Origin of the sequence: Pseudomonas sp. AMR01 (genome assembly GCF_041946035.1) — a bacterium.
In the GTDB taxonomy this organism is placed as follows: domain Bacteria; phylum Pseudomonadota; class Gammaproteobacteria; order Pseudomonadales; family Pseudomonadaceae; genus Aquipseudomonas; species Aquipseudomonas antarctica_B.
This window is the reverse complement of the sequence record NZ_JAUTYR010000036.1, coordinates 1-23,588: the sequence shown is the minus strand read 5'-3', so window position 1 is coordinate 23,588 and position 23,588 is coordinate 1. Positions and strand designations below refer to the sequence as shown.

Genomic DNA, 23,588 nt, shown 5'->3' with positions numbered 1-23,588 from the left:
TCTTTTGGGCCTATTCCTATAGAAGCTAAAGTATTGCTCATTAGAGAATATGAGTTAGCTGGAACGGAAACAAGCTATTTTGCAATGGGCAGATCTTTAGACATTTACGACACGGAGCGATAAAAATGCGTTTTCATCAAAAAGTGGCCGCCTTGGCCTTGGCAGCTAATGCAGCACTTTCTTCTTTCGGAGCTCAAGCTGCGTCTATCGAGGTTAGAGTCGCCGGCACCATTACACCGGGCTCTTGCACGCCAACAATGGCTGGCGGTGGCACTGTCGACTACGGCACTATTGCTGCTAATCAGTTAAGCCAAACTGGCTATACACTTCTTTCGGAAAAAGAAGTAGGTCTTTCTATTAGCTGCGACGCACCGACTAAGCTGGCAGTGCGCGCAGTAGACAACCGTCACAGTAGTGTAGTTCCAGGAATACTCTCGGGGTTAGGAGTTAGCTTTACCTCCGATTCATTAAACTACGGTCTTGGCACAGCGTCCAATGCTAAGATAGGGGGATTTGCCCTGCTTATGAAGCCGGGTACCTTCACCGCTGATAGTGTGGCAGTTTACACAACATCAAGTATGAATAACGGTACGAGTTGGCTGATGTCACTCACCGGTGGTGTGCTGAATGTAACCAATAGTCTGATGTCATGGTCGACTAAAGCCGGTGGTCCCCCCATTGCAGTTACCAACCTCTCAGGGATTATTTCTGTTCAAGCTGCATTGAACAAAGCTTCTGAGTTGAACCTGACTAGCGACGTTTCTCTGGACGGTTCGGCCACGCTTGAGTTGGTCTACCTGTAGTATCCAAAAGCCTGCGGTGTTCACTTACTGCAGGCTTTTCATCTCTTGTTCCGATTTAGTATGCCCAATTAAAGTGGTTGTGCCCACAAAGCTGAAATCAGCCGTCATTGAAAATTTTTTTCGATTAGATCGAGAGGAAAGTATCAATCCATCAAGTCGAAACTCGCGTCCAATGTCGCCATGTTTAAAATTATTCCGCACTAACTATAAGCGCGCAACAGAAAGTCAAGCTCTCTTTTAGGTCAGGGCTAAAGTTACTGGCGCCATTAACGGCTGACTTTTGCACTCAAGCACTTGCGTAAGGTAACGTTACCGATCAGGGTGTAATGTGTGCTGGCGCAGTTTAACCTCGCTAACTTTCTATAGTTATTACAGCAATGAGCTTCTTTCTCAATTAGTTGAGACGCATAAATAAGCCTTCTATCTGCACAATAGATGATCGAGCGAGTTATTTTTTACTGGCTCCCCTGGTAGCACCATAGCCTCACAATCCTTTGCATTGGGTCGCAGTTTGAAAAGCGTCTAGGCAGCTACTATTATATCTATGAACCCTGCTGTGTTTAAAGCGAATACTGTCGAAGTCACCTCTATCTATTTCTTCGGCGGTAGCAAAACTTGTGCTACATCAAGTGTGCTAATGAGCAACATCAGTGCTACGTTTTTTCTCGGTCACCGGGTAACCGTGGGTCTCCTAATACATTTATCAATCTAGCGGGTACTTATGTTCTCACTGCTGGCCTGAATAAAAGCTCGAAATTGACATTGACCAACGATTTCTCTCTGAATGGTCCGGCCGCGCTTGAGTGATTTACCTGTAATGTCCAAAGAGCCCGTGACGGCTATTCGCTACGCGCTATTTTCTGCATTTCCCGTTGAGAGCTGCTTGTTAGCTGTTTTAGTAAAATGTCCGATCTCGTTTCTGTTTATGGATTGACGGCTTTTTTATAATGCTTAATTCCTCTCACAGTAAGTATACTCATTACTTGTGCTTTGCTTTTCCTGATTCTACGGCTTTTTCCCATGCTCAGAATCCTGCCGTTATGGATGATCTATATAAGGATATCCCCATGTTTGACTTACGTCCGCAGATTCGCATTGCGCATCTCGATGACCACGCGATCATAAGATACGGTATTAGACTCCGGCTATTGAAGGAGCCGGACTTCGTCGTAGTCGGCAGCTTCGAAAACAGCCATACCATGATCACCAGTCTGCACAATACCCCGGCCGACGTCCTGCTCGTCGATTACTCCCTCGGTCCTACCGAAATAGACGGCGTCTCGCTTATTCGTGCGCTGAACGCCAAGTTTTCTGAGAGCAAAATACTCATCCTATCCTCCCACTACGACCCCGCGATTGTCGCTCTAACATTACGTGTCGGTGCCCGTGGCTTCGTCGGTAAAAGTGAGGATGTATCACAGATCGTCAAAGCTATCCGCACCGTTGCAACAGGTTCTGTCTACCTTGACGCTGACATGTCCTTACGATTGGCCGAAATTTCGGTCGCAGCCACGCCGGCGTCTACCGTTGAACACTCCAAAGGCGAGGCCGAGCTTTTAGCGGGCGCCAAGCTGTCGGTCAAGGAACGGGAGGTTATCCGCTGTTTTCTAGATGGGATGACCGTCAGTGACATTGCCGGCAAATTTGACCGCAGCGCCAAGACCATCAGCACGCAAAAGTCCATGGCATTTCGTAAGCTGGGGGTCTCCTCCGACAATGAGCTGTTCAAACTCAAACTTATGCTGGAATACCTATGAGGTAGGTACCGACCACAGGTTACCGAACGGCTCAAGAAGCCCAGCGCGATATCAGCCACTTCTTGATGCATCGGTACAACTGGGTTCGTCCCCATCAATTCAACGGTAGGCTGGCGCCAGCTCGGGCCGAAGAAAAACTTAACGTAGTGTCCAGGATTAGTTGACCACTACAGGACTGAATTTCGCCCTCGCTCTTGACGCGCACAACGCTTTTCCTATTCCGGATTCATCTAACGCTCATTTCGCTTACTCATTACTTCTAGACACGCTTCCGCCATAGCGAATCTGATCGACCGAACGGGAGAGGATTCATCGCGTAAGGAATTATCTAGACATAAGAGGTTTGAGATATGGACACGAATCGCATGGATGTCCACATGAATTGGTTGTCCATATAGATTTCTGTGAAAACCGCTAAAGCCTTACTCGACAAGGCTTCGAGATAATGTCCATCATGCCTGACATGCGACTGCGATGGCCACGACATCACCGACGACTGGAACCTCAGCGCCCAGTGGGAACAAACCGCCTACGGGCATCCCTTCTCCAAACGCATCATCGGCAATGCCCTGCTCGCCTATCTGCTGTGCCAGGGCTGGGGCAACCAGCCGGATGTGTTTGGAGAGCTGATAGGCCAAACCCAGGCGCTGACCTCCCACACGCAAAGCAATCATCTCAACGCCACCGCGCAGGATGAGCTGCTCCAAACACTGCTCAAATTCCAGCATTGGCATTACGTGCTGCCCACCACGCCCGCGCTGGTGGTGCTCGACACCCGCACCCGGCGTTGGCGCAGTGAGTTCACCCTCAAGCAACCGTCCGGCCTGCTGGACTGGGAAGCCTTGAGCGAACTGCAGCAGGAGCTGCTGGACCACCCCTCGGCGATCATCGTGTCACCGGCGCCGATCTTTGGCGTCAAGCTGATCGAAACCGTGCAAAAGGTCTTTAGCTGGTGCGGCTTCCCCCTGCTGGTGGACGCCGAAAACTGGATGGCCCACCGCGGCGCGGCCCAGGTGATCCTCAACATTTTCCGTCACTCGCGCACGCCGGGTAACTACGTCATCCTCTCGGGCGACGTGCATTACTCGTTCGTCTACGAAGTGCTGATCCGCCACCGCAACGCCGGCCCGAGGATCTGGCAGATCACCAGCAGCGGCATCAAGAACGAATTCCCCCCGCGATTGCTGGAGTGGTTCGACCGCCTCAACCGCTGGCTCTACTCACCGCGCTCCCCGCTCAACTGGTTCACCCGGCGCCGCCCCATGCAGGTGGTGCCGCATATTCCCGAGCATGCCGAAGCCGGTGAACGGTTATGGAACTCGGCGGGAATGGGCCAGGTGTTTTTTAATGAACAGGGCCAGCCGGAGAAGATTTACCAGCACAACGCAGATGGGAGGCCGATCACGAGAATGGTCGCGCCCAAGTAATAGCTCATTGCCATCCCACTAAAGCAGCATGAACCTTCTGTTCTTTCCTTACCGCCCCCGCTGTACAGTAGCGCGAGCCACGGAGTATCGGCGTCAACGAAGACTGGTTTAAGAGCCAGCGCACGCAGGGAAGCGAGAAGATGGACGATACATCCGACAATAAGCCGTTGAGGAACGATTTCTCCGACCTCAACGCTGACATGCTGCATGCCGTCATGGAATTGGTCAGCGACGGAATCTGGGACTGGAACGCCAACACCGGTTTTGTGTACCGCAACCCGGGCTGGTACGAAATGCTCGGCTACCCCCGTCATTCCCTGGAGAACAGCGTGTTCACCTGGGAGAGCTTGATTCACCCCGATGACTATCTACGAGTCATGACGGTGTTTGACGACTACATCTGCCAGCGCGCGAGCCATTATCAAGTCGAATACCGTTGCCGCATGGAAGACGGGTCTTACCTGTGGGTAGAAGACCGTGGTTACGTGATTGCGCGTAACCCCGACGGCGCGGTGGCGCGCATGGTCGGTGCCCATCGCGATATTCATCTGCGCAAATCCTCCTTCGAACAGCTTGAGCAGCGCAACCAGTCGCTCGAGGCGCTGGTGGCGGAGCGCACGCGCGAATTGTCGCGGGTCAATCAGCGATTGCAGGCGCAGCTGGATGAAAACCGCTCCTTGGCCGAGCGCGATACGCTGACCCACATTGCCAACCGCTATCGCCTGGACAACGTGCTGCTCGAAGCGTGTGACCGCGCCGAACGCTTCCAGAAAATACTGGCGCTGGTTGCCATGGATATCGATGACTTCAAGCCGATCAATGACCGGTACGGTCATGCGGTCGGTGACCAAACACTGATACGCGTGGTGCGGGCTATTGAGGCGTGTGTGCGCCCGGGCGACCTGCTGGCGCGCTGGGGCGGCGATGAGTTTGTGGTGGTATTGCCCGACAGCAGCCTGGCCGACGCAAGGGCGCTGGCCGAAAGGATTCGTCAACGGGTCACCCAAGTGCCCGCCATAGGCGGCTTCAAAGTCACCCTGAGCCTGGGCGTCGTGCAGCGACGTAGCGGTGAAACCCCTGCTGCCCTAATGGCGCGTGCCGATCAAGCGCTGTATCGGTCCAAGGCAGCGGGGAAGGACGTTGTGTCGGAGTAACTAGCGCACCGGCGGCGCGTACTGGATACCGCCGTTGCTCCACAGTGCATTAAGCCCGCGCTTGATTTTCAGCACACTGCCCTGGCCGATGTTGCGCTCGAACACTTCGTCGTAATTGCCCACTTGCTTGACGATCTGCACCACCCAATCCTTGCGTAGCTTCAGGTCCTTGCCGTATTCGCCATCGGTGCCCAGCAGCCGTGCGATGTCCGGGTTTTTGGTGGTTTTGGCCAGTTCTTCAACATTCTTCGAGGTGATGCCCATTTCTTCGGCATTGAGCATGGCAAACAGCGTCCATTTGACGATGCTGAACCACTCGTCATCGCCCTTGCGCACCAGCGGCCCGAGGGGTTCCTTGGAGATCACTTCCGGCAACACCACAAACTCGTCCGGGTGGGCCATCTTGATGCGTTGCGCGTAGAGCCCCGACTGGTCGGTGGTCAGCACGTCGCAGCGCCCGGACTCCAGGCCTTTGGCGCTTTCGTCAGCGGTGTCAAAGGTTATGGGGGTGTACTTCATGCCGTGGGTGCGAAAATAGTCCGAGACGTTGAGCTCGGTGGTGGTGCCGGCTTGCAGGCACACGGTCGCGCCGTCGAGTTGTTTGGCGGCGGTGACGCCCAGCTTGTTGTTCACCAGAAAACCGATGCCGTCGTAGTAGGTGACGCCGGTGAACACCAGGCCCATGCCCGCGTCGCGAGAACTGGTCCACGTGGTGTTGCGCGAGATCACATCGACTTCACCCGATTGCAGCGCGGTGAAACGCTCCTTGGCGGTCAACTGGCTGAACTTCACTTTTGATGCGTCGCCAAACACGGCCGCCGCAACTGCGTGGCACACGTCCACATCGATGCCGGTCATTTTGCCGGTGCTGTCCGGCACGCCGAAACCCGGCAGGCCGTCGCTGACGCCGCACTGGATAAACCCCTTCTTCTGAATTGCATCCAGAGTCACGCCCGCGTGGGCACTGGCGGCCAGGCCCACGGCCGCAGCGGCAGTGAGGGCGGCCAAGGTGGTCTTGAGTTTTTTCATGCGAGGCACTCCCTGTCATTCCTTATTATTCGGCGCCGCACCGCCCGCGCCGGTTTATAGTGTCGCCGGGCAGTATCGACGGCTTTACACGCCTGCCACAAACGACCTTTAGGCAAAGGCTCCTTCCTGTTTGGAATGAACTGCATGATCTCAAAACGCTTGACCCCTTCGATGACCGCCTTGCAATGCTTCGAAGCCGCCGCCCGCCACCTGAGTTTTACCCGCGCCGCCGAAGAGCTGCACCTGACCCAGAGTGCCGTGAGCAAGCAGGTCGCGCAGCTTGAAGAGATGCTGTGCCATAACTTGTTCGAACGCGTGCGCCAGCGTTTATACCTGTCGCCGGCGGGCTCGCTGTACCTGGCCGAAGTGCGCAAAATTCTGAATCAGGTGGACATCTCCAGCCGCTACATCCTCACCTACGGTGGCGAAACCGAAGTGCTGCGCATCGCCACCCAGCCGACGTTCGGCGACCGTTGGCTGGTGCCCAAGCTCAAGGATTTTGCGGCCAAACACCCGACTGTCCACCTGGATGTGCGCAACGAACTGGAACCGTTCGATGTGCTGCAAGCCAAGGCCGATATCGCGTTCTTCTTCGGCCAGGGCTCGTGGCCGGGGGCGACGTGCATCGAGTTGTTTCGCGAAGCCGTGGTGCCGGTGTGCGCGCCGGGCTTTGTCGCCAAGGGCAGCGATGCTTCCTCGCGTCACACTTTGCTGCAATGCACCTCGCGCCCGGAAGCCTGGCATGAGTGGTTTCTGGAACAGGGCCTGCACTCGCAAAACAGCTACCACGGGCCGCGTTTCGACACGTTTTACATGTGCATTCGCGCCGCGCAATCGGGCTACGGCGTGGCGTTGGTGCCGCAGTACCTGGTGGCCGAGGAATTGGCTAACGGCAGCCTGACCATCCCGTGGAATTACACGATGCCCAGCGCCGGTGCGCATTTTATCGCGCATGCAGAACACGCCGGTCACATTCCCAAAGTGAAAGCCTTCCTGAACTGGATGGTGAGCTATGTAAAGGCACATCCCGACTTTTAATAATGACCCGGCGACTTTATTTCGTTTGCGACAGGGCCCGTGGCGCAGCTTAGATAAAAAGATGCCCGCCATTGCCGAGTCCGAGATTCATGAGCCGCGAAACCATCAGCCAGTCGATTTCCATCGTTCACCCCATCAGCCTCAGCCACGGCAAGAACGCCGAGGTCTGGGACACCGCGAGCAAGCGCTATATCGATTTTGTCGGCAGCATCGGTGTACTCAACCTGGGGCATTGCCACCCCGGTGTGGTGGAAGCGATTCGTGAGCAGGCGACCAAGCTTACGCACTACGCGTTTAATGCCGCGCCGCATGCGCCCTACATTGAACTGATGGATCGCCTGACAGCGTTTATTCCGGTGGACTACGCCGTCAGCGGCATGCTTACCAACAGCGGCGCAGAAGCCGCCGAAAACGCCTTGAAGATCGTGCGCGGCGCCACCGGCCGCACAGCCGTTATTGCGTTTGACGGCGCCTTCCACGGGCGCACGTTGGCCACGCTCAACCTCAACGGCAAGGTCGCGCCCTACAAGCAAAAAGTCGGCGTATTGCCCGGCCCGGTGTACCACCTGCCCTACCCCAGCGCAGACAACGGCGTGACCTGCGCCGAAGCCCTGAAGGCCATGGACCGCCTGTTCAGCGTGGAAATCGACGTTGAAGACGTCGCCTGTTTCATCATCGAACCGGTGCAGGGCGAAGGCGGCTTCCTCGCCCTGGACATAGAATTTGCCCAGGCCCTGCGACGCTTCTGCGATGAAAAAAACATCGTGTTGATTGCCGATGAAATCCAGTCGGGTTTTGGCCGCACCGGCCAGCGCTTTGCCTTCTCGCGTCTGGGGGTTGAGCCAGACCTGATCCTGCTCGGCAAAAGCATCGCCGGCGGCGTGCCGTTGGGCGCAGTGGTCGGGCGCAAAACCTTGCTCGACACCCTGCCCAAAGGCGGCCTGGGCGGCACCTATTCCGGCAATCCAATCGCCTGCGCGGCCGCCCTGGCCACACTGGACGCGATGACCGACGAACACCTGCGCAACTGGGGCGCGCAGCACGAAGAAGCCATCGTCAGCCGCTATGAAGCCTGGCGCGCGCAGGGCCTGTCGCCCTACCTGGGCCGCCTGACCGGCGTCGGTGCCATGCGCGGCATCGAACTGGCAGACGCACACGGCACGCCTGCCCCCAAACAATTGACCCAACTGCTGAGCCTGGCACGCGACGCCGGCCTGCTGCTGATGCCGAGCGGCAAGTCGCGGCACATCATCCGCTTGCTGGCACCGCTGACCATTGAGCCGGCGGTGATGGAAGAAGGCCTAGACATCCTTGAGGCCTGCTTCAAGCAATTGGCTTGATAACGCGCGTCGGTCGCTGTGAGGCGCTGATGTGCGTCGGCGCCAAACCGATGGACAAACCGCTGACGCCTCAACGACTATCAGCGCCCATCCACGACCGCACGGAAGCCTCCCATGCTCGACATCCTCCACGGCACGCCCCTGTGGGTGTACGCCGTTTACCTGCTGATTTGTTTCTACGGCATCAAGGCCTGCCTGGGCGGTCGTGAGAATCGCCGGTCGCTGATGATCCTGCCGGTGGTGCTGGTGGTGTGGTCGCTGATGTCGCTGGCGCCTTCACTGTTATCGAGCAGTGCCTGGGTGGGCGGCGCGGTGGTGGGCAGCGTGCTGGGGATGCTGGTGTTCAACGCCGACGGCGCTCGGCTGGATACCGATGGCGAAACCCTGCTGCTGCCGGGCACGTGGAAAACCCTGCTGATCTCGCAGCTGTTTTTTGCGGTGAAGTACTACTTCGGCTACCAGCAGGCGGTGCCCCCCCTGCTGCTGAGCACACCAGAGATGCTGATGGCCGTGGGCGGTGCGTCGGGGTTTACCGTTGGTCTGTTCTGCGGGCGGGCTGTGCGGCTGCAGCGGGCGCTGAGCGCTCTGCGACGTGATAAGGCGAGTGTGTTGCCTTGACCTGATCCACCTCGCCGCTGAAAATGCGCGACGCTTTTTGTCTCCCGTTTACTGAAGTAGTGAAATTTTAATGTCCGATTCCTACACTGAAAAATCCGCCGAAGAAGCTGTAGTCGCCTCTCACGCCAAAGCCGAATACGAAAACGCCATCAATCTTTCACAGCATGTGCCAGCCGCCAAGATCATCAGCGAGATGGTGCTGGACGCATTTCACACCTCCAAGGAAAGCGACCAGATCCGCGAGTTGCGCGTCGCCATCCGCCAGGCTCACGACGCCTTCGACGACGACAAAGCCTACGACCTGATGGGCGAGCTCAAGCAACTGAAGGACGCCGAAGCCGCCGACAGCGCTGCCCTTGAAGACCTCAGCAGCAAATTCTCGATCAGCCGCATCTTGTCAGCGTTCAAGGACGACCCCGAGTTCCAGGAACTGGTTTATGCCTTGGCCCTCAAGGTGCTGAACCAGAGCCACCAGGCCATCAGCAACCCAAGCGCCGGCAAGGGCAAAGCTGCACGCCCGAAGAAAGAAGCCGAAGTGTTTGTGATCAGCAAGGATGGCATCAGCGTCACCCTGCCGCTGCGCACGCCACGCTCAAAGTTGAACGTTGACCGCGAGGCGTTTGAGTTCCTCGGTTTCAGCTTTGTAGGTGAAGGCGATGAAGCCGAGCTGGAGGTTGAAAGCTTTGTGGACAACGCGGGCACCGAGCAGCCGCTGAACCGCAAGAATGTGATTACTGCGTTGCAACAGCAAACTGCGTTTGAGGGTTACAGCATCGCGCAGCCGTAAGCCACTGCGTGCAATAGCCATAGGTGTCTACACAATCCTAAGAGGCCGTCGAAATTCCCCGTGGCGAGCGGGCTTGTCCCGCGTTGGGCTGCGAAGCAGCCCCAAAACCAGCCTCCACGGTGTGTCCGAGACATTGTGTGCTTCTTCACTGGGGCTGCTTCGCAGCCCAACGCGGGGCAAGCCCGCTCGCCACAACGGCATCCCGGTGTCGCCGGCAAGCCAGCTCCCACATTTTTGGCGTTGTATCAACCAAGGCCTGCCGCAAACGCCTCGCGAAAACGGGCCATCTCCTGCGGGTTTCCCACTGTCACGCGCACCCATTGCGGCCAGCTTTTCCACACCCGCCCAATCATCACGTTCTGCGCCGCCAGCCGCGCCACGACCTGCTCGGCGGGTTGCTTCACGTCGATCATGAAGCAGTTGCTGTGCGACTCCGTGCAGGTAAACCCTCGGGACTTGAGCCACGTCACCGTCTCTTCGCGCAACTGCGTATTGAGCGCCTTGCGCTGGGGCAACAGCTTGACGTCTTCCAGGCTCGCCCGGGCGCCGAGCAACGTGGCGGCGGCCGGTACGTTGTCGCCACCAAACACTGCCAAGCGCTCCAGCAATGCGGGGTGGCCGATCGCCAGGCCCAGCCGCGCGCCGGCCATGCCGTAGATTTTCGAAAAGGTGCGCAGCACCAGCAGGTCGTCGTGGTCCTTGACCCAACTCACACAGCTGGGCGCGTCGGCGAAGTCGATGTAGGCCTCGTCCACCACCAGCACGCTGCCGTGGGGTTTGTTCGCCAACGCGTGGCGGATCGCCTCGGTTGGCGTCAGGGTGCCCGTCGGGTTGTTGGGGTTGCACAGGTACAGCATGCCCGCCTGGGAGTCGGCGGCAAGCATTGCCGGGATGTCGTGAGCGTGCGCAGCATCCAGTCTCACCTCGTGCACCGGCGCCTTTCGCGACTCGGCCGCCTGGCGCGGTACTTCGTAGGACGGTGTGGCCATCACCAGGCCTCGCGTTTCACTGGTGAACGCCAGTACGGCGTAGCGCAGCGCCGCCATGGAGCCGGCAAATACCGCAACCTGTTCCTCTGCGATACCTTGCTGCTCGGCAAACAAGGCGGCCAAAGCGTACATGTCCGGGTAGGGATAGCGCCCGGACGTCGTAATCCCCCGGCTCATTGCCTCACGGGCGGCGCCTGAGGGGCCGTAGGGGCTTTCGTTGTAGTTGAGCAACACCTTGTCAGACTTCGCCGCCGGCTCGCTGGCAGCTGCCCAGTCCAGGCGCCCCAGTACCGGCAGCGCTGCACCAAAGGCAAGAAGAGAACGACGCGTTACGCTGACCATGGTGACAACTCCCTGTTGGCGAGTCGTGAACTCGCATGGCTCTTACAGGGGAGTATGACGAAGAAAATCTCGGCTAATTTAGCCAAGCGCTGGAGAACAACGCCTAGCTCAACTGCAACTTGCCCTTCAGGCTCTGCATGACAGCTGTCTTGTTCTGCAGGTAATCATTCAAACCGCGTGCACGCAGGTTGCATGCGTCACAGTTGCCGCAGCCCGTGCCAATGAGGCCGTTGTAGCACGTCAGGGTTTGCTGGCGTACCAGGTCCAGGCTGTTGTGGTAGTCGGCCAGTGCCCAGGTCTCGGCCTTATTCAGCCACATCAACGGGGTGTCCAGACGCACGGGGTATTCCATGCCCAGTTGCAGCGCCTTGTTCAGGGCTTTGACGAATTCGTCGCGGCAATCGGGGTAGCCCGAGAAGTCGGTTTCGCACACGCCGGTGATGACGGTTTCAGCCTTTACCTGGTAGGCGTAGATCGACGCCAGGGTCAGGAAAAGGATGTTGCGCCCCGGCACGAAGGTGCTTGGCAGGCTGTCGCCCGAGCTGTCCACGGTCGGGACCGGGATGTTGTCGCGGGTCAAACTGCTGATGGCCAGCTCGTTGAGCAAGGACACATCCATCACTTTGTGCACGGTGGCGCCCAGCTGTTTGGCAAGCGTCTGGGCCACTTCTACTTCGGCCACGTGGCGCTGGCCATAGTCGAAGGTGATGCAGTGCACTTCGTCATACTGCGCCAGTGCCTGGATCAGACAGGTCGTCGAGTCCTGCCCGCCACTGAACACCATCACGGCTTTCTTGGTCATTACGTTGCTTCCTGCAGTTGCAAAATATGCGAACAGTTTAAAGGCCCGGCCATAAAAAACCCCGCGCTTCTTTCGAAGGCGGGGTTTTTCAGTCGGTACTGTTTCAGTGTGCGTAGGTCAGCAACAGCTCTTTCGGTGCCTGGAAATCCAGAGACATCATCACGCTGAGCGCGGTGATGGTGAAGATCGAGAACACGAACAGCTTGCGCGCCCAAACGGTGTCATCCACCGCCTTGTAGCCGGTCCAGGCCATGTACAACCAGTACATGCCCATGGCCGCCGCGACGGCGAGGTAGCTCATGCCGGCGTAGCCACTGAAGGTCAACATCAAGGTCGCCACGAGGAAGGCCAGGATGTAGAGCAGGATGTGTTTCTTGGCAACCTGGATACCGCGTTTAACCGGCAATACCGGAATCGACGCAGCCAGGTAGTCATTGAAGCGGAAAATCGCGATGGCATACGAATGCGGCATCTGCCACAGGCTGAACATCACCAGCAGCACCAGCGCGGCCATGTCGAAGCTATTGGTCACAGCCACATAACCAATCACCGGCGGCATCGCCCCCGACAGACTGCCCACCAGCGTGCCGTGAACCGACTTGCGCTTGAGGTACATGCTGTAGAGGCCCACGTAGATGACAAAACCGATCACGGCAAACAGCGCCGCCAGCGGATTAGCCACCTTGTACAACAGCACCACACCGGCAATACCCAGGACGGTCGCGAACAGCAGTGCCAGCTTCAGGGAGATAAGGCCCTGCACCAGCACGCGGTTCTTGGTGCGCTCCATCTTGATGTCGATGTCACGGTCGATGCAGTTGTTGAAGACACAACCGGAAGCTACCACCAGGGACGTACCGATCATTGCAGCCAGGAAAATGGCCAGATCGACATGTCCCTTGGAGGCCAGGAAGAAACCGCCTGCCACAGAAAGCACGTTACCGAAAATGATCCCCGGTTTGGTGATTTGGATAAAGTGCTTAAGCGACATCGGGTCTTACCTCACTTCGCCATCATGAACGTATGGATGCTGAACATGATCCATACCGACAGGCCAACCAGCAGCAGGATTACGAGGCCTGCGAACACGAACGCAATCACGTTATCGCGTTGAGCCTTCGAACGGTCCAGGTGCAGGAAGTACACCAGGTGGACCAGCACCTGAATCACCGCGAATGCCAGAACGATCATCATGGTGATCGACTTCGGCAGGGTTGGGTACATCACCAGACCGAACGGGATCAGCGTCAGGATTACCGACAGGATGAAGCCGATGGCGTACGACTTAACGCTGCCGTGGCTCGCATCATGGCTGTCATGGTCATGGGAGTGTGCATTAGCCATTACAGAGTCCCCATCAGGTAAACAACGGTGAAGACGCAGATCCAGACCACGTCCAGGAAGTGCCAGAACAGGCTCAGGCAGCTCAGGCGAGTCTTGTTGGTGTTGGTCAGGCCGTGTTTATTGACCTGATACATCATCACCGCCATCCACAGCAGGCCGGCAGATACGTGCAGACCGTGGGTGCCTACCAGCGTGAAGAACGCAGACAGGAAGCCGGAACGGTGCGGGCCGTAGCCTTCGGAGATCAGCAGGTGGAACTCGTTGATCTCCATGCCGATGAAGCCCAGGCCGAACAGGAAGGTCAGTGCCAACCAGCTCAGCACGCCCTTCTTGTTGCCCTTGTAGAAGGCCAACATGGCGAAGCCGTAGGTGATCGAACTGAACAACAGCAAGGCGGTTTCGCCGAGCACGTAAGGCAGTTCGAAGATGTCGTGGCCCGACGGGCCACCCGCTACGTTGTTTACCAGTACCGCGTACACCGCGAAGATCGACGCAAACAAAATGCAGTCGGTCATCAGGTAGAGCCAGAAACCGAAAACGGTCATCGGCCCCGAGTCGTGGTGATGGTCATCGTGCCCATGATCATCGACATGGGCGTGTCCAGCATTGGTCACTAAGTTCGACATGGTTTAAGCCTGTTCCAACGAGGTTTCTACACGGTTGGCCGGGATCTTCTTCTCGGCTACCAGGCGAGCGTGTTGCTCGGCTTCGATGCGTTCGATCGTCTCGACCGGCACCATGTAGCCTTGATCATCACGCGCAGCGTGGATGATGAAGTAACCGATGGTGCCAACCAGGCCCACGATTGCCAGCCACCAGATGTGCCAGATCATCGCGAAACCGAACACGGTCAACAGCGCGCCCATCACCACGCCAGTGGCGGTGTTGTTCGGCATGTGGATCGGCTCGTAGTGCGTAGGTTTCTGGTACGCAGTACCGTCTTCCTTGGCTTCGGTGAAGGCATCGATCGTGTTCGCGGTAGGAATAACAGCGAAGTTGTAGAACGGCGGAGGCGACGAAGTCGACCATTCCAGGGTGTGGCCATTCCATGGGTCGCCGGAGTCGCAAGCGTTCTGCTTACGGTCACGGATACTCACGTACAGCTGGATCAACTGGCAGGCGATACCGGCCGCGATCATCAACGCACCGAACATGGCGACGTACAGGTACGGCACCCACTCAGGGTTGGTGGTGGCGTTCAGACGACGAGTCATACCCATGAAGCCCAGTGCATAGAGCGGCATGAATGCGACGAAGAAGCCCGAGATCCAGAACCAGAATGCAGCCTTGCCCCAGCCTTCGTGCAGCTTGAAGCCGAACGCTTTCGGGAAGTAGAAGCTGAAACCAGCGATGTAACCGAATACCGCGCCGCCGATGATCACGTTGTGGAAGTGAGCGATCACGAACAGGCTGTTGTGCAGCACAAAGTCAGCACCCGGGATGGCCAGCAGTACGCCGGTCATGCCGCCGATGGCGAAGGTCACCATGAAGCCCAAGGTCCAGAGAACCTGGCTGGTGATGCGCAAACGGCCGTGGTAGATGGTGAATAGCCAGTTGAATAGCTTCACCCCCGTCGGGATGGAAATCAGCATCGTCGCCAGCCCGAAGAAGGCGTTGACGCTGGCCCCCGAGCCCATGGTGAAGAAGTGGTGCAGCCAAACCATGAAGCCCAGTACGGAGATCGCGCCGGAGGCGTAGACCATCGAGTGGTGACCGAACAGGCGCTTGCCGGTAAAGGTCGAGATCACTTCAGAGAAGATACCGAACGCTGGCAGGATCAGGATGTACACCTCAGGGTGACCCCATGCCCAGAACAGGTTCACGTACATCATTGGATTGCCACCAAGTTCATTGGTGAAAATGTGGAAATCCAGGTAACGGTCAAGCGACAGCAGCGCCATGGTAGCGGCCAGGATCGGGAACGAAGCCACGATCAGGACGTTGGCCCAGGTGCAGGTCCAGGTGAAGATCGGCATGTCCATCAGTTTCATGCCAGGGGCGCGCATTTTCAGGACGGTGGCCAGGAAGTTGACCCCCGTCAGTGTCGTCCCGAGCCCTGATAACTGTAGCGCCCAGATGTAGTAGTCCACACCTACGCCAGGGCTGTACTGGATACCCGACAACGGCGGATACGCAACCCAACCGGTCTTGGCGAATTCACCGACGCCCAGGGACAGGTTGATCAGTACAACGCCGGACACCAGCAGCCAGAAGCTCAGGGAGTTCAGGAACGGGTAGGCAACGTCACGCGCACCGATCTGCAGCGGCAAGGCAAGGTTCATCAGGCCGGTGAAGAATGGCATCGCCATGAAGATGATCATGATCACACCGTGAGCGGTGAAGATCTGGTCATAGTGTTCAGGCGGCAGGTAGCCAGGCGAACCCTCGGTGGCCATGGCCAACTGGGTACGCATCATGATGGCGTCGGCAAAACCACGCAGCAGCATGACCATGGCAACGATGACGTACATGACACCGATTTTCTTGTGGTCGACAGAGGTCAACCACTCGGTCCACAAGTAGGTCCATTTCTTGAAATACGTAATTGCAGCAAACAGTGCCAGACCACCCAGCGCGATCATGGCGATGGTCACCATTACGATCGGCTCGTGGAACGGGACCGCATCCCAACTTAATTTACCAAACATCGTTTACTCCTCTGCCCCAGCAGTTGAATGCGAGCCCGTGTCAGAACCTTCAACCGCGGCCACTTCTTTCTTCTCGTGCTTGACCGGCTTGCCTGGTTTCATACCTTCGTACTTGTCGACGATTTTCTGAAACAGGTCCGGCTCATACGCGGAGTACAGAGCGACTGGGTTGTTCTGGCTTGGTTTGGTCAGGGCATCGTATTCAGCTTGATCAAGCTGTTTAGGTGCGGCCTTGACTCCGGCGACCCAGGCGTTGAAGTCTTCCTGGCTCGTCGAGATCGCTTTGAATTTCATGCCGGTGAAGCCAGCGCCGCTGTAGTTAGCGGAGATGCCTTCCATTTCAGCTTTTTCGTTGGCGATCAGGTGCAGGCGAGTTTGCATGCCTGCCATCGCGTAGATCTGACCGCCCAGAGCTGGGATGAAGAACGAGTTCATCACGGCGTCGGAGGTGATCCGGAAGTTAAGCGGAGTGTTTTCCGGGAAACGGATTTCGTTGACCGTGGCAATACCCAGGTCCGGGTAGATGAACAGCCACTTCCAGTCCAGCGCGACCACTTCGATGTTGATCGGCTTGACGTTGGACTCAAGCGGACGATACGGGTCCAGCTCGTGGGTCGACTTATAGGTGATGTAACCCAGGGCGATGATGATGAGGATCGGAACCAGCCACACCGCGATTTCGATCTTGGTGGAGTGCGACCACTTCGGCGCGTACGTAGCGCTGGTGTTCGACGCGCGGTATTTCCAGGCGAAGGCGAAGGTCATGATGATCACAGGCACCACGACCAACAACATCAGCAGGGTAGCGGTGATGATCAGGTTTCGTTGATCCAGACCGACCTGACCTTTAGGGTCGAGCAAGGTCCACTTGCAGCCTCCCAGCATTAACATCATGCCGAGCAGCGGCAAAAAGCCTAGTAATCGGGGGTACCTGTTTTTACTCATCTCACGACCTCTAAAGCAGCTTGCGCAATGCAGTTGGGTTTTGATCGCCAACACTTCACCCTGCCAAGGGTTGGCATTTCTCTTCGATTGAATAAGAGCCTGCCCGTCACGCCATATCTGTACGTTTCACGGACCTGCGGTGAGTTCTTATTCGATTTCGTGGCTAAAGGCCCTGTTACAGACCAATTCCATTTGGTGCGGAAAGTTGAAAGGCTACCGGAACCTGGGGTCGCACAGAGCCATCCATCTGCCCCTCGACCGCGCCAATGCTCAAAGATTGAACAGCATTGGTCATTCAGTGCGGGCGATTGTAGTTAGCTGGCGATCTATAAACCATGTCTTATAAAGAAATAATTTTTATCGATTCCAGCAACAATCCTTCACCAATGTTGTAAAGATTAGGGATCTTATCGTGTTCGATTCGATACAAAAACCACAAAAAATGCCGTGCTATTGGGCAAAGCGCCACTTCCCTTACACCTTGTAAGGGTATGAAAAACTGATCCAACCCCCCAGAAAACAAGGCATTTGGACAGCAGTCCATGGCTAAGAAGGCGGGATGCTCGCGGCAGCGCTGAAAGCTCAAATTGACAGCACAACTTGGCTGCACGGCGCAACTTTATGGGATCGTCGGGCGTGTCAGAAACCTCATGTGACAGCTTCCGTGTGACAACATGTCGCACACTGCGCGCACCTTAAGTTGCCGCTCGTCACAGCCCTTTCACAAAACCCTACAACCAAAAACGCCCCGGCCTGCCTTAAAGGTGGACGGGGCGTTTCGGTGAAAAGGCTCAGGCGTTGCGTTGGCGATTGCGGTAAATGCCCAGTGGCACGAGGATCACTGTCAGCACAAACGCCACCAGCGCCCATTGCGCCAGAGACAGGCCGAGGACTGGCGGGTATGGCGTGCTGCAGAAGCCATCGACCTGGAAGCCCAGCGGGAAGACCTTGGCCAGTGGCAAGTCGTCGACGATTGGCTGCAACACGTCGATGCCGCAGCTGACCTCGGGGAAGAACTGGGTATACACGTGATGGCCCGCCGCAGCCACGCCACCCAGGGCGCTGAGCACTACCAGCCCCTCGAACAGGGTGACCGCGCCTTTTTTGCGCATGGCGGCGCCGATGAAGGCGAAGATCGCGATCAGCAGCAGGGCGTAGCGTTGCAGGATGCACAGCGGGCAAGGCGCCTCGCCCAACACCACTTGCATGTACAGCGCGCCGCCGATCAGCGCCAGGCAGATAATGCCCAGTAACACCAGAAAACGCCGTTCCCTGCCCAACCGCAATTCGTCACTCATCCCCGTTTCCCTTTGTCGTTGTGCCTGATGGCCGCAAGTTTACACACAGAGTGTGGTTAAAACAGAGAGGGGTTAACGGGGGATTAATCTGGAGGAATAGAGAAACAAATGTGGGAGGGGGCTTGCTCCCGATGCCAGTGGGTCAGCTTCAGATAAGCTGACTGACCCACCGCTATCGGGAGCAAGCCCCCTCCCACATTTTGACCGCGTTACTCCAAAGCGGCCGCCGGGCCGAAGAATTCATAGCGTGCCTGTTTGTCCGGCACGCCCAGGGCTTTGAGGTGGCGCTTGATCGCAGCCATGAAGCCTTTAGGGCCAAGGAAGTAGGCGTCGAGGTCACGTTGCTCGGGCAGCCACTCGGCCAGTTGCGCCTGGCTGAGCAGGCCGACCTTGTCTGCCGCAGGGCTCACGCCGTCATCTTCGGCGTAGCAGTAAAAGCGTTTGAGCTGCGGGTGCCTGGCCGCCAACGCATCCACCCAATCCCGGAACGCATGCACTCCGCCATTACGCGCGCAGTGGATAAAGTGCACCGGGCGCTGTGTCGCCAGCGCGGCTTCGAGCATCGGCAGGGTTGGCGTAATACCCACGCCGCCGCTGATCAGCACCAGCGGTTTATCGCTGGCGGCCAACGTGAACTCACCCGATGGCGGGAACAGGTCGAGGGTCGCGCCGACGTGCATCTGGTCATGCAGGTAGTTGGACACCCGCCCACCGGCTTCGCGCTTGACGCTGATGCGGTACAGGCCCGCATCGCTCAGGGCCGACAGCGAATAGTTGCGGCGCACTTCTTCGCCCTCCAGCAGCAGTTTCATGCCGATGTACTGGCCCGGCGCGGCGGCCAGGATCGGGCCCTTGTCCACCGGGGCAAAATAGAAGGAGATGATCTCGTCGCTCTCTTGCACCCGCTTGACCAGCACAAACGACCGCGCACCGCGCCAGCCACCCGGGGCCTGGGCTTTTTCGTCGTAGATGGCGGTTTCGGCGCCGATCAGGATGTCGGCCAATTGGCCATACGCAGCGCCCCAGGCGCTCATCACCTCGGGCGTAGCGATCTCGTCGCCCAGCACTTCAGAGATGGCGCGCAGCAGGCAAGCGCCGACAATCGGGTAGTGCTCCGGCAGGATCTGCAAGGCCACGTGCTTGTTGATGATCTTCGCCACCAGGTCGCCCAGTTGGTCCAACTGATCGATGTGCCGCGCATACATCAGCACGCCGTTGGCCAACGCGCGGGGCTGGTCGCCGCTGGCCTGGTGCGCCTGATTGAACAGCGGACGCACCTGCGGGTACTCGGAGAGCATCATCTGGTAGAAATGGGTGATCAGTGCTTCACCGCCGCTTTCCAGCAGCGGCACAGTGGATTTGACGATGGCACGGTCTTGGGCACTAAGCATGGCGGACTCCTGAGTCTATTTAACTGATTACCTTGTGTTACTCAGTATTCGTGCCAACTTATAAATCGTTATTTTTCAATGGATTAAATATTATATAGTCAATATGACGCCCTGCACTTTATAGTCATAAGGACTACAAGGAGTCATTATGACTGCGCAATCGCTGCTCACCACCCTGCTGCCTCTGGTCGCCGACCTGTCCCGCGAGCTGCCTGAAGGCGAGCGTTACCGCCGCTTGTTGCACGCCATGCGCGCCCTGCTGCCGTGCGATGCCGCCGCATTGTTGCGCCTGGAGGGGGAATGGCTGGTGCCGCTGGCCGTCGACGGATTGAGCGCCGACACCCTTGGGCGGCGCTTCAAGGTCAGCGAACACCCACGCTTTGAGGTGCTGCTGCAAGGCTGCGGCCCTACCCGCTTCGACAGCGACAGCGAATTGCCCGACCCTTACGATGGCTTGGTCGATGGCCTGCATGGCCACCTGGAAGTGCACGACTGCATGGGCTGCCCGCTGTTTATCGACGACAAACCCTGGGGCCTGCTGACCCTTGACGCGCTCGACACCGAACGCTTCGAGCGCGTCGAACTGGCCGTCCTGCAAGCCTTCGCCAGCCTTGCGGCGGCCACGGTCAACGTTGCTGAACGCATCGAACGCCTGGCGTTGCGCGCAGAAGACGAACATCAGCGCGCCGAGATTTACCGCCAGGCCAGCGGCCAGCAGCACAAGGAAATGATCGGCCAGAGCAAGGCGCACAAACGCCTGGTGGAGGAAATCAATCTAGTGGGCGGCAGTGACCTGACCGTGCTGATTACCGGGGAAACCGGGGTGGGCAAGGAGCTGGTCGCCCAAGCCATTCACGCGGCGTCATCGCGCGCGGATAAACCGCTGATCAGCCTCAACTGCGCCGCCCTCCCGGAAACCCTGGTGGAAAGCGAGCTGTTCGGCCATGTGCGCGGCGCCTTTACCGGCGCGGTGAATGAGCGCCGGGGCAAGTTCGAGCTGGCCAATGGCGGCACCTTGTTTCTGGATGAGGTCGGCGAGTTGTCGTTGACCGTGCAAGCCAAGCTGCTGCGCGTGCTGCAAAGCGGCCAATTGCAACGCCTGGGCTCGGACAAGGAACATCAGGTGGACGTGCGCCTGATCGCCGCCACTAACCGCGACCTCGCCGAAGAGGTGCGCAGCGGTCGCTACCGCGCCGACTTTTATCACCGCCTGAGCGTGTACCCGCTGCAAGTGCCGGCGCTGCGCGAGCGCGGTCGCGATGTGTTGCTGCTGTCGGGGTTTTTCCTAGAACAGAACCGCTCGCGCATGGGCCTGGGCAGCTTGCGCCTGACAAGCGACGCGCAAGCGGCGCTGCTGGCCTACAACTGGCCCGGCAACGTGCGAGAGCTGGAACATTTGATCGGACGCAGCGCGCTGAAAGCCTTGGGTAACTGTCGCGAACGTCCGAAGATTTTGAGCCTGAGTGCCAGGGACCTGGACCTGCCCGATGTGAGTGCGCCGCCGGTGCTTGAGGCACCGGCCGAGCCGGTCCCGGCCATCACGGGCGACCTGCGCCAGGCCACCGAACACTATCAACGCCAGATCATCAGCGCCTGCCTTGAACGCCACCAGCACAACTGGGCCAGCGCCGCCCGCGAACTCGGCCTGGACCGCGCCAATCTCGGCCGCATGGCCAAACGCCTTGGAATGAAATAGCAAGGTCATCACAAGGCAAATGTGGGAGCGGGCTTGCTCGCGAATGCGGTGTGTCAGACACCAAAGATATCGACTGATCCACCGCTTTCGCGAGCAAGCCCGCTCCCACATTTAGATTTGTTGTGCCTTAAAGATAGGGTTCACACGCTTAGGCTTACGAAACACCAACACATTCCCCAGCATCACCAGCACCAACCCCATCAACGCCGGTGCCGTCCACTGATACCCCTCGGCATAAGCCGACACATTCAGTGCCACCACCGGAAACAACACCGTGCAATACGCCGCCCGCTCCGGCCCCATACGCCCTACCAGCGTGAGATACGCCGTAAAGCCGATCACCGACCCCGGAATCACTAGGTACCACAGCGCCCCGACATACCGTGCGCTCCAGTCCATCTCAAACGGAATCCCGCGCACTATGCAGTAGGTAGCCAGCATCGCCGCCCCATAGGCCATGCCCCACGCATTGGTGGTCAATGGCCGCAGACCGGCCTTCTGCTGCAGGCTCGAGAGCAAATTGCCCGCCGAAAAACACATCGTCCCGAGCAACGCCAACCCCAACCCCAACAAGGTCTGCGGGCTGGCCGTATGCCCCGCCACCTCCGGCCAGAACAAAAAGCCCAACCCCAGCAACCCCAGCGCGCCGCCCATCAACACGTTACGCGCCACGCGCTGGCCGAAGAACACCCGCGCATTCAACGCGTTCCACAGCGTGGCCGTGGAAAACACCACCGCCACCAAACCGCTGGGAATCCATTGGCTGGCCGTGAGGAAACACATGAAGTTCACGCAAAACAGGCACAACCCCTGCGCCAGGCAGATCAAGTGCCCGCGCCGGTTCATCACCTGCAACTTGCGGCTGAGCAACAACAGCGCAAACAGCACCAGCGCCGCCAGGCCGAAGCGATAGACGATCGACACGGGAATCGCCACCACGCCCAACTGCCATTTCAGCGCGATCCAGGTGGTGCCCCAGATCAGCACGGTGAGTAAATACAGGAAAAGGTTCATAGCGGGCTCCGTCGGTTGAGCCACAGTCTCCCCCGCCGCCCCGTCGGCGTTCTTGCACATTCTTGCGCTTTTGTCGCGCGGCGGGATCACAGCGCACACGGCGCGGAGTAGGATGCAAGGCGTCGGAGAGTACACGCCATGCCAGCTATGGAATCACTGCAAGTCTTTCAAGCCCTTAACCGCTCGCCCAATGCACGCCTCGAAGCCTGCGCCGAGCTCGGTGACGGCATGTCTGCGGCCTTGTGGAGCAACCACCACGATGCCCAGGAGTATCAGGCGCCCAGCCATCACACGTTGTCGTGCTACATCGGCGGCGGCACTGGCACCTTTCGGCGCGACAGGCCTGGCACCAAAGGTGGCCCCGACAAGCTGTGCATCTTGCCCGCCGAGCACCAGTCAGCCTGGGTGATCAACGGCGAAATTCGTTTGGCCCACGTGTATTTCAGCCCGGAGCAATTTGCGCTTGGCTGCGTCACCCTGCTCGACCGCGAACCGCGTGAATTGCAACTGCGCGAAAGCACCTTCCTTGAAGACGCGAGCCAGGCGCGGCGTTTTCACCAGTTGATCGCCCTCAACTGGCACGAGCCCGCCGAGCGCATGCTGACCAGCAGCCTGGCCCATGAAATGCTCAGCCACACCCTGCTCAGCCAAGTCGGCGCACGCGAAGGCCTGCGCTTGAAAGGCGGGCTGGCGGCACACCAGCGACGGCTGTTGGTGGACTACATCGATCACCACCTGGAAGACCCGATCAGCCTCGGCCAATTGGCTGGCCTGTGTGCACTGTCGGAATACCATTTCGCGCGGATGTTCCGCCAAAGCTTCGGCTTGCCGCCTCACCAATACCTGTTGGCACGGCGCCTGGCCCGCGCGCAAACCCTGCTGCGCAGCGGCGCCCTGCCCCTCGGTGAAATCGCCTGGAAGTGCGGTTTCTCCAGCGCCAGCCACTTCACCCACCGCTTCCGCCAAGCCATGGGCGCCACACCCGGTGAATACCGCCAGGCGTTCTCCACCCTCTGATGTGGCGAGCGAGCTTGCTCGCGCTGGGGTGCGAAGCAGCCCTAAAACCAGGCGCTGCGGAGTATCTGATACACGGCATTCATCCTCATTGGGGCCGCTTCGCAGCCCAACGCGGGGCAAGCCCGCTCGCCACAGGGGTGCGAAGCAGC

General features: G+C 58.3%; 20 protein-coding genes and 2 pseudogenes. 11 read left to right on the top strand and 11 right to left on the bottom strand.

Translation table 11 applies throughout. From position 1 onward, the window contains the following. Window positions 1–125: 125 nt before the first annotated feature. From Q7C20_RS22495 to Q7C20_RS22475, 5 genes and pseudogenes are all read left to right on the top strand, one after another. Window positions 126–803: a DUF1120 domain-containing protein gene (locus Q7C20_RS22495; RefSeq protein ID WP_375070327.1), complete on the top strand. Its 678-nt coding sequence runs from the start codon at window positions 126–128 to the stop codon at window positions 801–803. Window positions 804–1,870: 1,067 nt separating this feature from the next. Further along, window positions 1,871–2,560, top strand: coding sequence for a response regulator (locus Q7C20_RS22490; RefSeq protein ID WP_375070325.1), 690 nt, complete (start codon window positions 1,871–1,873; stop codon window positions 2,558–2,560). A gap of 5 nt (window positions 2,561–2,565) precedes the next feature. Then, a pseudogene (locus tag Q7C20_RS22485) lies at window positions 2,566–2,724 on the top strand (IS3 family transposase); the annotation flags it as partial. A 309-nt stretch (window positions 2,725–3,033) separates the two neighbouring features. Then, window positions 3,034–3,987 (top strand): annotated as a pseudogene (locus tag Q7C20_RS22480) (alkaline phosphatase family protein); the annotation flags it as partial. Window positions 3,988–4,127: 140 nt separating this feature from the next. Continuing rightward, a complete protein-coding gene (locus Q7C20_RS22475; RefSeq protein WP_375070323.1) occupies window positions 4,128–5,141 on the top strand; it encodes a diguanylate cyclase domain-containing protein in 1,014 nt (337 codons plus the stop codon). On the opposite strand, the gene Q7C20_RS22470 is transcribed toward Q7C20_RS22475, so the two are convergent. Then, window positions 5,142–6,170, bottom strand: coding sequence for an amino acid ABC transporter substrate-binding protein (locus Q7C20_RS22470; protein ID WP_375070321.1), 1,029 nt, complete (start codon window positions 6,168–6,170; stop codon window positions 5,142–5,144). It abuts the gene before it with no gap. 144 nt (window positions 6,171–6,314) lie between these two features. On the opposite strand from Q7C20_RS22470, the gene Q7C20_RS22465 reads away from it, so the two are divergent. From Q7C20_RS22465 to Q7C20_RS22450, 4 genes are all read left to right on the top strand, one after another. Further along, complete coding sequence (locus Q7C20_RS22465; RefSeq protein ID WP_348056614.1) at window positions 6,315–7,208, top strand: LysR substrate-binding domain-containing protein; 894 nt, start codon at window positions 6,315–6,317, stop codon at window positions 7,206–7,208. An 89-nt stretch (window positions 7,209–7,297) separates the two neighbouring features. Further along, on the top strand, window positions 7,298–8,548 hold the full coding sequence (locus tag Q7C20_RS22460; protein WP_375070319.1) for an aspartate aminotransferase family protein: 1,251 nt from the start codon (window positions 7,298–7,300) through the stop codon (window positions 8,546–8,548). A gap of 114 nt (window positions 8,549–8,662) precedes the next feature. After that, the gene (locus Q7C20_RS22455; protein WP_375070317.1) at window positions 8,663–9,166 is read left to right on the top strand and encodes a hypothetical protein; all 504 of its coding nucleotides are present in this window, start codon (window positions 8,663–8,665) and stop codon (window positions 9,164–9,166) included. Window positions 9,167–9,236: 70 nt separating this feature from the next. After that, on the top strand, window positions 9,237–9,953 hold the full coding sequence (locus Q7C20_RS22450; protein WP_375070316.1) for a hypothetical protein: 717 nt from the start codon (window positions 9,237–9,239) through the stop codon (window positions 9,951–9,953). Between the two features lie 245 nt (window positions 9,954–10,198). Here the strand turns inward: Q7C20_RS22450 and Q7C20_RS22445 are convergent, their stop codons facing one another. The 9 genes from Q7C20_RS22445 to hmpA all read right to left on the bottom strand — a co-directional run bounded on the left by Q7C20_RS22445 (window position 10,199) and on the right by hmpA (window position 19,712). Then, window positions 10,199–11,284, bottom strand: a complete 1,086-nt coding sequence (locus Q7C20_RS22445; RefSeq protein ID WP_375070314.1) for a pyridoxal phosphate-dependent aminotransferase — start codon at window positions 11,282–11,284, stop codon at window positions 10,199–10,201. 103 nt (window positions 11,285–11,387) lie between these two features. Next, on the bottom strand, window positions 11,388–12,086 hold the full coding sequence (queC, locus tag Q7C20_RS22440) for a 7-cyano-7-deazaguanine synthase QueC (RefSeq protein WP_375070312.1): 699 nt from the start codon (window positions 12,084–12,086) through the stop codon (window positions 11,388–11,390). A gap of 103 nt (window positions 12,087–12,189) precedes the next feature. Continuing rightward, the gene (gene cyoE / locus Q7C20_RS22435) at window positions 12,190–13,077 is read right to left on the bottom strand and encodes a heme o synthase (protein ID WP_375070310.1); all 888 of its coding nucleotides are present in this window, start codon (window positions 13,075–13,077) and stop codon (window positions 12,190–12,192) included. A gap of 11 nt (window positions 13,078–13,088) precedes the next feature. After that, window positions 13,089–13,430: a cytochrome o ubiquinol oxidase subunit IV gene (gene cyoD, locus Q7C20_RS22430; RefSeq protein ID WP_078739038.1), complete on the bottom strand. Its 342-nt coding sequence runs from the start codon at window positions 13,428–13,430 to the stop codon at window positions 13,089–13,091. Beyond that, window positions 13,430–14,056, bottom strand: a complete 627-nt coding sequence (locus Q7C20_RS22425) for a cytochrome o ubiquinol oxidase subunit III (protein WP_024077337.1) — start codon at window positions 14,054–14,056, stop codon at window positions 13,430–13,432. The genes cyoD and Q7C20_RS22425 overlap by 1 nt, the downstream gene beginning before the upstream one ends. 3 nt (window positions 14,057–14,059) lie before the next feature. Next, complete coding sequence (gene cyoB, locus Q7C20_RS22420; protein WP_375070308.1) at window positions 14,060–16,078, bottom strand: cytochrome o ubiquinol oxidase subunit I; 2,019 nt, start codon at window positions 16,076–16,078, stop codon at window positions 14,060–14,062. A gap of 3 nt (window positions 16,079–16,081) precedes the next feature. Then, window positions 16,082–17,023 (bottom strand): ubiquinol oxidase subunit II, encoded by a 942-nt coding sequence (gene cyoA / locus Q7C20_RS22415; RefSeq protein WP_375070306.1) that lies wholly within the window; start codon window positions 17,021–17,023, stop codon window positions 16,082–16,084. A gap of 791 nt (window positions 17,024–17,814) precedes the next feature. After that, window positions 17,815–18,321 (bottom strand): disulfide bond formation protein B, encoded by a 507-nt coding sequence (locus Q7C20_RS22410; protein ID WP_348056629.1) that lies wholly within the window; start codon window positions 18,319–18,321, stop codon window positions 17,815–17,817. A 209-nt stretch (window positions 18,322–18,530) separates the two neighbouring features. Further along, window positions 18,531–19,712, bottom strand: a complete 1,182-nt coding sequence (gene hmpA, locus Q7C20_RS22405) for an NO-inducible flavohemoprotein (RefSeq protein ID WP_375070304.1) — start codon at window positions 19,710–19,712, stop codon at window positions 18,531–18,533. A 148-nt stretch (window positions 19,713–19,860) separates the two neighbouring features. Here hmpA and norR point away from each other — a divergent pair, with 148 nt between their 5' ends. Continuing rightward, window positions 19,861–21,408, top strand: a complete 1,548-nt coding sequence (gene norR / locus Q7C20_RS22400) for a nitric oxide reductase transcriptional regulator NorR (protein ID WP_375070302.1) — start codon at window positions 19,861–19,863, stop codon at window positions 21,406–21,408. A gap of 111 nt (window positions 21,409–21,519) precedes the next feature. Here the strand turns inward: norR and Q7C20_RS22395 are convergent, their stop codons facing one another. Beyond that, a complete protein-coding gene (locus Q7C20_RS22395; RefSeq protein WP_375070300.1) occupies window positions 21,520–22,422 on the bottom strand; it encodes a DMT family transporter in 903 nt (300 codons plus the stop codon). A 138-nt stretch (window positions 22,423–22,560) separates the two neighbouring features. On the opposite strand from Q7C20_RS22395, the gene Q7C20_RS22390 reads away from it, so the two are divergent. Further along, a complete protein-coding gene (locus Q7C20_RS22390; protein ID WP_375070298.1) occupies window positions 22,561–23,439 on the top strand; it encodes a helix-turn-helix domain-containing protein in 879 nt (292 codons plus the stop codon). Window positions 23,440–23,588: the final 149 nt, after the last annotated feature.